Source organism: Cryomorphaceae bacterium 1068 (genome assembly GCA_027214385.1).
GTDB lineage: Bacteria > Bacteroidota > Bacteroidia > Flavobacteriales_D > Cryomorphaceae > JAKVAV01.
Genome location: JAPVXR010000014.1, coordinates 112,163 through 120,212, shown reverse-complemented (window position 1 = coordinate 120,212; position 8,050 = coordinate 112,163). Strand labels below are relative to the sequence as shown.

General features: G+C 41.6%; 9 protein-coding genes and 1 tRNA gene. 3 read left to right on the top strand and 7 right to left on the bottom strand.

Going from position 1 to position 8,050, the window contains the following annotated elements:
- Positions 1–466: 466 nt before the first annotated feature.
- A complete protein-coding gene (locus tag O3Q51_15380) occupies positions 467–1,153 on the top strand; it encodes an endonuclease III (protein ID MCZ4410202.1) in 687 nt (228 codons plus the stop codon).
- Here the strand turns inward: O3Q51_15380 and O3Q51_15375 are convergent.
- On the bottom strand, positions 1,134–2,195 hold the full coding sequence (locus O3Q51_15375; protein ID MCZ4410201.1) for a VOC family protein: 1,062 nt from the start codon (positions 2,193–2,195) through the stop codon (positions 1,134–1,136). The genes O3Q51_15380 and O3Q51_15375 overlap by 20 nt on opposite strands.
- Positions 2,196–2,198: 3 nt before the next feature.
- On the bottom strand, positions 2,199–3,008 hold the full coding sequence (locus O3Q51_15370; GenBank protein MCZ4410200.1) for an SDR family NAD(P)-dependent oxidoreductase: 810 nt from the start codon (positions 3,006–3,008) through the stop codon (positions 2,199–2,201).
- A gap of 512 nt (positions 3,009–3,520) precedes the next feature.
- On the opposite strand from O3Q51_15370, the gene O3Q51_15365 reads away from it, so the two are divergent.
- Together O3Q51_15365 and O3Q51_15360 are read left to right on the top strand one after the other, a co-directional pair.
- Positions 3,521–3,594, top strand: a tRNA-Arg gene (locus O3Q51_15365).
- A 352-nt stretch (positions 3,595–3,946) separates the two neighbouring features.
- On the top strand, positions 3,947–4,891 hold the full coding sequence (locus tag O3Q51_15360; protein ID MCZ4410199.1) for an L-threonylcarbamoyladenylate synthase: 945 nt from the start codon (positions 3,947–3,949) through the stop codon (positions 4,889–4,891).
- Positions 4,892–4,900: 9 nt separating this feature from the next.
- Here O3Q51_15360 and O3Q51_15355 read toward each other — a convergent pair whose 3' ends face one another.
- From O3Q51_15355 to O3Q51_15335, 5 genes are read right to left on the bottom strand one after another with little or no spacing between them, the layout of a single operon-like run.
- A complete protein-coding gene (locus O3Q51_15355) occupies positions 4,901–5,602 on the bottom strand; it encodes a DUF2490 domain-containing protein (protein MCZ4410198.1) in 702 nt (233 codons plus the stop codon).
- Positions 5,595–6,326: a DUF4956 domain-containing protein gene (locus O3Q51_15350; protein ID MCZ4410197.1), complete on the bottom strand. Its 732-nt coding sequence runs from the start codon at positions 6,324–6,326 to the stop codon at positions 5,595–5,597. The genes O3Q51_15355 and O3Q51_15350 overlap by 8 nt, the downstream gene beginning before the upstream one ends.
- Positions 6,298–7,083: a polyphosphate polymerase domain-containing protein gene (locus O3Q51_15345; protein ID MCZ4410196.1), complete on the bottom strand. Its 786-nt coding sequence runs from the start codon at positions 7,081–7,083 to the stop codon at positions 6,298–6,300. The genes O3Q51_15350 and O3Q51_15345 overlap by 29 nt, the downstream gene beginning before the upstream one ends.
- Positions 7,076–7,657: a hypothetical protein gene (locus O3Q51_15340; protein ID MCZ4410195.1), complete on the bottom strand. Its 582-nt coding sequence runs from the start codon at positions 7,655–7,657 to the stop codon at positions 7,076–7,078. The genes O3Q51_15345 and O3Q51_15340 overlap by 8 nt, the downstream gene beginning before the upstream one ends.
- Complete coding sequence (locus O3Q51_15335; GenBank protein MCZ4410194.1) at positions 7,654–8,043, bottom strand: hypothetical protein; 390 nt, start codon at positions 8,041–8,043, stop codon at positions 7,654–7,656. Before O3Q51_15335 ends, O3Q51_15340 begins: the two co-directional genes overlap by 4 nt.
- Positions 8,044–8,050: the final 7 nt, after the last annotated feature.

Genomic DNA, 8,050 nt, shown 5'->3' with positions numbered 1-8,050 from the left:
GGGACGATCTCCCAACTTCTTTCTCCAATAAAACTCCCTCCGGGAGCTAACGTAATTTCATAGGCAGTTTCTCCCGGGTCGCATTGCGAGTAGCCCTGGTTAGGCATTCCCAAGAAGAAAATACTGCACATAGCTAACACTGCTAGTAGTGTGTACTTTCGATTTGTAAGCATCTTAAATTTGGTTTAAAAATGAAATTCAAAGATCAACATGTTTGATGAAGAAGTCAATTCAACTGCTGAATTAAAGCATATGCCCGATGAAACTATTCGAATCAAAGGCTTACCAATACTAGGGCTCAAGCAATCAGTAGCCTACAAATATTTTATTCTTGTAAGGTTTCAATTTTAGAATTATTTGTGAAAAGTAAATCTGATATGGAGTTGGAATATGGAATGAAAATGATTCTATGAGGATAGTAGATTTGCAAAATAGAATTATAGCCGGATTCAACTTTAAAATAGAAATGACGAGAAACCAAAAAGCAGCATATGTGATAAAAGAGTTGGAACAGCTTTATCCAATTATGGATATCCCTCTTGACCATAAAGACCCCTACACCTTACTAATCGCAGTGCTTCTGAGTGCTCAGTGCACCGATGCGCGTGTAAATATCGTGACCCCGCATCTTTTTGAAAAAGCTGACAATCCACTGACGATGTCAAAATTGCCTGTAGAAGACATAAGGAGTATCATTAAGCCATGTGGCCTGTCACCGCGAAAAAGTAAAGCGATTTCAGAACTATCGAAAAGGCTGATCAATGAGAAGGGAGGTCAGGTTCCTGAAGATATGGAGTATCTGGAAACATTACCCGGAGTCGGACACAAAACGGCCTCTGTCGTCATGTCGCAAGCCTTCGGAGTACCTGCCTTCCCCGTAGATACTCACATCCACAGACTCATGTATAGATGGGGACTTTCAACCGGAAAAAATGTAGAGGTGACGGAGCGAGATGCCAAAAAGCTGTTTCCAAAAGAACTTTGGAATAAGCTTCATCTACAAATCATTTATTACGGGAGGGAATACTCTCCAGCACGTGGTTTTGATCTAAGAAAAGATTATATCACAGGAAGTATTGGAAGGAAAGTGGTAATCAATGAATGGATGAAGAAAAATCCCGGAGTTGAATTACCTAATTTTTCACTCGATTAAATCGGAAGCAATTCAATAACCATTTAGGAAGAGACTTACCCTGATCTCCCCTCTTTTTTAGATTGAGGTACCAACCCCATTTTTCTACGATAGGCAGTTTGTGTGTTTCAACAAATTCGATCAAAGCACCATCGGGATCTTCGACATAAGCAAATCTGCCTGCCGCTTTACCCATATCAAAGCTATTGGCACTGTCTACAGTAAAAGGATGATTTTCAGCCTCTGCTTTAGAACGCAATCCATCCATATCTTGAACATCGAAGCAAAGGTGGATAAATCCTAAATCACCCCAGAATCTGCTTTCAAAAATCTTCTTTCCCTTTTTTTCAAGTGGCTCGATCAATTCAATTTGATTCGTGCCGAGCAATGGGGCAAAAGGGCCGATGGGCATCTTACTCTTCTCCAGAATCACTCGTCTGAATTTCTGATTGGAGCCCGGAAGTCCCGAAAAATCTTCAGACATACCTTGCTCATCAGATTTGATCAAATCAAAGTTCAGTACGTTTTTATAAAAAGAAATGGATTTATCCATGTCAGTAACACCGATTAAGCAACCATAAACTCCTCCAATAGGGCTATTGATGTCTTTAAAAAACTCATTCGCCTCCAAGATCTCGAAGAGGTTTCCCGATTTGTCATTGAGATAAAAGTGCTTTTGACCAAGAGGGTTTACTCTAACCTCAGTTAACAGCGAAGCACCATTCTTTTTCAAATGTTGATATGCCTTCTCAGCATCTCGAGTTTTCATTTTGCAGGCCAGGAAACCTATTTCCGCAAGAGTTATCGAGAAATCAGCAGGCTCGGGAGTACGAGAAGTATACTGCCATATTTCGAAGCCGCCACCACCTTCAAGATTCATTGCTAAGGCAGCTACTCTTTTTTGAACTACTCCTCCTGTGTATGGAGTCATGAGCGGAGCTTCTGCTGCGTCTTCAAAGATTCGGATGTCCATGCCGAAGTTTTTTCGGTACCAGGCCCATTCTTTGTGTACATCTACCGTACCTATTCCAATCTGCTGAATTCCGCCGATGTTTTTACTCATGATTTAAAGCTTAACTGATCCTCTTGGGTTTTGCTTTGCTGCAATTTTAAAGAAAATACTCGGGAAGTACTTGTACATAAAAACGCCAAGTTTTTCTTTCCCACTTCCGATAACTAGCAAATGCTTCTTTCGCTTGACTCCCGCTATCATCTTTGATACGGCCTCTGCTACGGGCATTCCCTCACTCTGCATTTCATCCATCTCACCTGTTTTGGTCCCATCTCCTTGAAGCGCATTGAGAGAAATATTTGTTTGAACTCCGCCTGGACAAATCAAAGTTGAGTTGATTCCCTGATCACCCAGTTCCACATCGAGAGACTCAAAAAATCCGTGTAATGCGTGTTTTGATGCTGAATATGCCGAACGTACTCCATATCCGAACAGTCCTACGAGACTAGTAACCACCGCAAAACTACCTCCACCATTTTTTATCATCGCAGGTAGGAGCGCTTTTGTCAATTCTATGGTGCCAAAGTAATTGACCTCCATAATTCGGCGATCAACCTCAATCGAAGTTTCCATAGCATACGAGCGTTGACTAATTCCTCCTGCATGAAACACCAAATTTGGGATGATCTCTTTAGCCAAGACTTGTTCAACAGCAGTATTTATGGAAGAAGAATCGGATAAATCAAGAGCAGCTATAGTGATCCTCTCAGGACATGGCAAACTACTCTTTAGCGCTTGTAGTTTATCCAAACTGCGAGCAGATAGAATCAGCCTGCTATTCCCTTTTGAATACTGCTTGGCGGCTTCAGCTCCAATGCCCGAGCTTGCTCCGGTAATCCAAATACAATCAAAATTTTCGCCCATAACTTAGGACGGCGAAGATAAGGGATAATGACGCAACTGGGAATTGAAGCTTGAAATTTGATCAAGGTCAATCAAAATTGCGGCCTTCTCGTGATTACAAAATCCAAACCAATCCGATTGGATTATTCATCCACTACCAACCTCTTAGGAATTACAACTTGTTTTGATCAAACTATTTTACAACTGCTCAACTTTGACAGATAAGAGTTAACTGCAATTTTACATTTACCCTTCCTCCCGGAATACTCCTCTTAGCAAAGTATACCTTGAAGTCTGAAATGAATTTCTTTATCGGCAGGAATACCCCCTCGACGTGCATTAAGCCAAAAGGCACTAAGCTTTCTAACCGTGGACAAAGATGACGAAGCGATAGAGGCGATAAAACGGAAGTACTCTGACTAAATTCCACCTTCCTCTCAACCTCTGGCAAAGTCATCCCTATTCAATTTTTACGATTTTCGATTCAAAACCTAGTCTTTGTAAAAGGAAGTATTAATTTTGCACCCCGATTTGGTCGCGTAGCTCAGCTGGATAGAGCATCTGCCTTCTAAGCAGACGGTCACAGGTTCGAATCCTGTCGCGATCACTAGATGACCAAAATCCCCGATCACAAGTGATCGGGGATTTTTCATTCAATAAAAGCCTCAAGCTTGCTTGAAAGGGTTTTATTGAATGAAAAATCACAATCACCGAAGGAGATTGAATGTTGGTTCCCTTCTCGGAGATGTAAGGATCAACAATCCTGCTATCCTTAAAAGCCTCAAGCTTGCTTGAAAGGGTTCTGTTGAATGAAAAATCACAATCGCCGAAGGGGATTGGATCTATATTCCCTTTTCGAAAAAGCAAGAACCCTCTCTTCTCTATTGCTCGACCTTTGGTAATAGAGCTCATACTTTGGTTTTGAATTATTCACCTTGCATGAATTACCTTCGCAGCCTGTGAAAGCGCAAATAGGTCAAGACATTGAAAAAGCTGCCGAAATCCTGAAAAACGGCGGACTGGTAGCTATTCCCACCGAAACCGTATACGGATTGGCTGCCAATGCTCTGGATGCTGATGCAATTCTAAAAATCTTTGAGGCCAAAAATCGTCCGAGTTTTGATCCGCTCATTGTGCACATTGGAAGTATTAATCAACTGAATCTTCTTGCCCGAACATTTCCGAGCGAGGCTGAAAAGCTCATTGAAGAATTCTGGCCTGGACCTCTCACCATTGTTTTGCCTAAAACAGAGCTTGTACCCGACCTTGTAACTTCCGGGCTACCATCAGTTGGCATACGAATGCCCTCACATCCGCTCACACAAGGTTTACTATCGCTTCTCCCCTTCCCGTTAGCAGCACCGAGTGCAAACCCATTTGGATACATCAGCCCTACCTCAGCGGCACATGTGGCTGACCAACTTGGAGATAAGGTAGACTATATTTTGGATGGAGGACCATCCTCAGTAGGAGTAGAATCGACTATCATATCTTTCGAAGGGGATATTCCACAAATCTTAAGATGGGGCGGATTAGCACTCGAAGAAATTGAGCCCTTCCTTAGAGTCTTCGAAAGCTCAAACCAAAGCTCGGATAATCCGTCGGCGCCCGGCATGCTCAGTAGCCATTACGCTCCGAGCAAGAAGATACTAATCGGCAGCTTGGATGAATTGATCAAATCGCACAGAGATGAGGATTGTTCTTACCTCTCATTTCAACAAGCTTATGAAATTCCAGGTGAGGTACTAAGTCAATCAGGCGATATGAAAGAAGCAGCCAGAAATTTATTTGCAGCATTAAGGCGATTAGACAACACTTCAGGAAGTCTGATTTTGGCAGAATTCGTACCGAATGAAGGCTTAGGTCGTGCCATCAATGATCGATTGAAAAGAGCGGCACATTAGAATTTGCATTTAGCTTTCCATTAACTGACGCCGACTACCAAACTTGTACTCTATTCCAATAATGAACTCTACTTCAGGGCCAGGCACATTTAATTCTCTTTGGTGCTGAATAAAAATACCAATCGTTTGTTCCCGAGCTACAAGCATATCCGTACCAATTCGATAGCGAAAACGATCAATTCCGCTGTATTCAGGAATTCTAGGATCTCTTAGTAATACGCGCAAGTCGAAGCTGGCATAGAGCTCAAACCTTCGATTCAATTGGTAAGCCGTCTTTACGGTATTTCGTAAATCGGCCGTGGGAGCGAAACCATATTCATTCGAATAATTTCGGGCACGGATTTCTGATTGACCTCTGGCTCGATAAGCAAAAGTCCATTGGCGATGTATCTCTCGGACTTGAAGATCTAGCATGACACGGTGTCGATGGCCATAAACACCTGATTCCTGATCATTCAATATGAAGCGGTAGTTTCCGCCAATTTCAAATGCTCTGGAGAATCGATAGTCAATTCCAAAACTGGTGAAAATGACACCAGGTACGGTGGCATTTTGTTCCATTCGAACCTCTTGTTCGATAGAGAAATCGATGTCATCATTTATTTCACCCCCGTATGAAATAGTACCCCATAGGCCGAAATCTCTGGATTCCTGTGCGCTCGAGTTAAAAAAGAGCAGTGAAAAGAGTATGCCCATGGCAAGACTACGCATCCTGATTTTTGCGACTGCGGTAGTGAACTTTAATCAAGGCCGTATCTCTGAGGAAATCGATGCGCTTGATGTACACCTTGTGAATATCCAATCCGGTTCGCCCTCTGAGATCAGCCATCAGTTCCTCGTGTCGTTCAGGCTTGATCAATTCAATATTCTCATACTCGATAGTCTTGATGTACTCTTGCTTTATTAGAACATTTCCCTCGATAAGAAAGACTACAAGAAGAATGACCGAATTGATCAAGACGATCTCAACAGCGGTTCCCTGGTTAATGGACGAAATCAATCCTATGGTAATGGATAGGAACAAGTAGGTCATGTCTTTTACACTGATATCCTCCGTTCTGTATCGAAGCATAGCGAAGATGGCGAATAACCCGAAAGCCGCTCCAATACTGAAACCGGTATTTGAATTGAGCAAGATCGTGATGATAAAAATCACCAAGTTGAACATGAAAAAAGTCAAGAAAAAATCATGTCTGCCGGTTACTCTATAATAAATCAATCTCAAAAGAATAATCATACTCAACAGATCAATCGCTAAGCGTACAAAGAAGACAGAATCAAATTGGGTGATACTAAATGCAAAAAATTCAGCTGGTTCTTTTGGTTCAACGGCAACCGTTTCTGCAGGAAAAAACTGTCCCATCACCAACCCGGGAATTAACAAAAGAAGAAATGGTAATATCTTTTTAGACAGTGCTTTGAGGTATAGGCTCATGAAATAGTGCTTGCAGGCTTCGTAAAGCAGGTTTAAATCTATTTGACTTCAGCTCAGGGATCAAAGTCGATAAAGAAAGGCAATACTTGCTAAGCGATGCTTCTCTAATGCGATTTTCTCTGAGTTTTTTTATGATAGGTGTGGTTTCCAAAGACGGCTGTTTCACCTCAACAATGGCCAGATTTCCAAAATTACCTTTTCCGTGAGGGTTGTTAAATTCTACCTCAAAATCAATAGAAAACCGTTCAATCCTGTCTTTACTGATAAAGCTGAAGCGGCGGTAGTTTACTTCTAAAACGGCTTCCAAATGCGCAGAAGACTTGATGCCGTTTTCTTCCAAGAAAACCCGCATCTCTTCATTAATATCATTGGACTCGAAGGGAGAAAGGACACGCTCTTTCAGTGTTAATCCTTTGATTGACTTCTTTTTGACCTCGAGGAAAGACGTTTTCGTATCCGGATACTTTCTGAATCTCACTTTCAAACGATTAGCTCTTCCACGATGATGAGCTTTAAAAAAATCGTAATCAGGAGTATCAAAGTACAGCGTGCCTATTGCCGAAATAGAATCATCATTTGGAGTAATCATGTCATAATGATCTTCCAAACCTTCTATTATATCAGCTATTTTGTCGATGTGACAAGGAAATTTTCTGTCGCGCCTCTCGGCAAAACGGCCATCTCCAAAATCATTTAACCCCAGTCTTTCGAAAGGGGTTAATACTAGTTCTATTTTCTCGAGTAGATCACTACTCATACACAAAGATCTTTTCTTTCAAAATGGCCCCTGAGGAATCAGTTATGCTTTCCTTAATCTTCAGGCCTCTGTTGTCGTATTCTGTCGTTTCCCTCTTAAGGACTGATCCCTTTCCATCTTTGGTTGTTACTTCTATTAAGTCTCCCAACTTATTATAGACGGATTCCTTCTGCTCAAGTACCTCGCCGTTTTGGGATAACTTTTTTTCTAAGACTACTTCACCCTTTTCATATACATATTGAATACGTTCGAAACTTGGTGGTTTTGCATTCTTAATACCCGAACCATTTAGATCGATCGTAGTCTCATCAATGACATCATCACCATCATAAGTGCGTTTTTGGTGAAGCTTCAATTCGCCTCCCGAAGAGTAGGTCAACTTCTCTACCCAATCACCCTCTGAATTATACATCTCTACTTCTTCGGTGTAACGAGCTACCTCAATACCATTGTTGTAAATGATCAACGTCTCAGTCTTCTTTTCAATGCCGTACGTGCGTATTGTCTTAGACGACTGACCAAAAGCGGATCCAAATCCAAAGAGAAAAATTATATGTAGAACGGCTAACCTCATCTTAGTACAACAATATCTTCGGTGATAATTTCTTCTTTTCTATCCTTGATTTCGACTTGGACGCTAACAGCCTCAAGTTCGCCTGCAACATTGCATGGCTCAGAGAGAGCATAGACTTCGTATTTACCCTTTCTCAAATAAGGAAACCAGAATGTACCATCGGGACCTGTTCTGACGCGCTCGAAATATGAGGGGTCGTCACCTGCTATGATGAAAACCTCTTCATCTATCCCGTAAAATGAATCCAAGAGAACCGTGCAGTTTCCATTGAAATCTTTTACGTAGACTTTTCCTTGAATAGATGCTTTTCCGCCTTCACCAGGCTTATCCTGACAAGAGAAGAAAAAAAGGCAAATAGCACAAATTAGAAATGACACTCGAATCATACATCCG

What these genes read in the sequence shown, in the direction of transcription:
- O3Q51_15380 (MCZ4410202.1), top strand. Translation starts at nt 467, where the DNA reads ATGACGAGAAACCAAAAAGCAGCATATGTGATAAAAGAGTTGGAACAG.
- O3Q51_15375 (MCZ4410201.1), bottom strand. Translation starts at nt 2,195, where the DNA reads ATGAGTAAAAACATCGGCGGAATTCAGCAGATTGGAATAGGTACGGTA.
- O3Q51_15370 (MCZ4410200.1), bottom strand. Translation starts at nt 3,008, where the DNA reads ATGGGCGAAAATTTTGATTGTATTTGGATTACCGGAGCAAGCTCGGGC.
- O3Q51_15355 (MCZ4410198.1), bottom strand. Translation starts at nt 5,602, where the DNA reads ATGCGTAGTCTTGCCATGGGCATACTCTTTTCACTGCTCTTTTTTAAC.
- O3Q51_15350 (MCZ4410197.1), bottom strand. Translation starts at nt 6,326, where the DNA reads ATGAGCCTATACCTCAAAGCACTGTCTAAAAAGATATTACCATTTCTT.
- O3Q51_15345 (MCZ4410196.1), bottom strand. Translation starts at nt 7,083, where the DNA reads ATGAGTAGTGATCTACTCGAGAAAATAGAACTAGTATTAACCCCTTTC.
- O3Q51_15340 (MCZ4410195.1), bottom strand. Translation starts at nt 7,657, where the DNA reads ATGAGGTTAGCCGTTCTACATATAATTTTTCTCTTTGGATTTGGATCC.
- O3Q51_15335 (MCZ4410194.1), bottom strand. Translation starts at nt 8,043, where the DNA reads ATGATTCGAGTGTCATTTCTAATTTGTGCTATTTGCCTTTTTTTCTTC.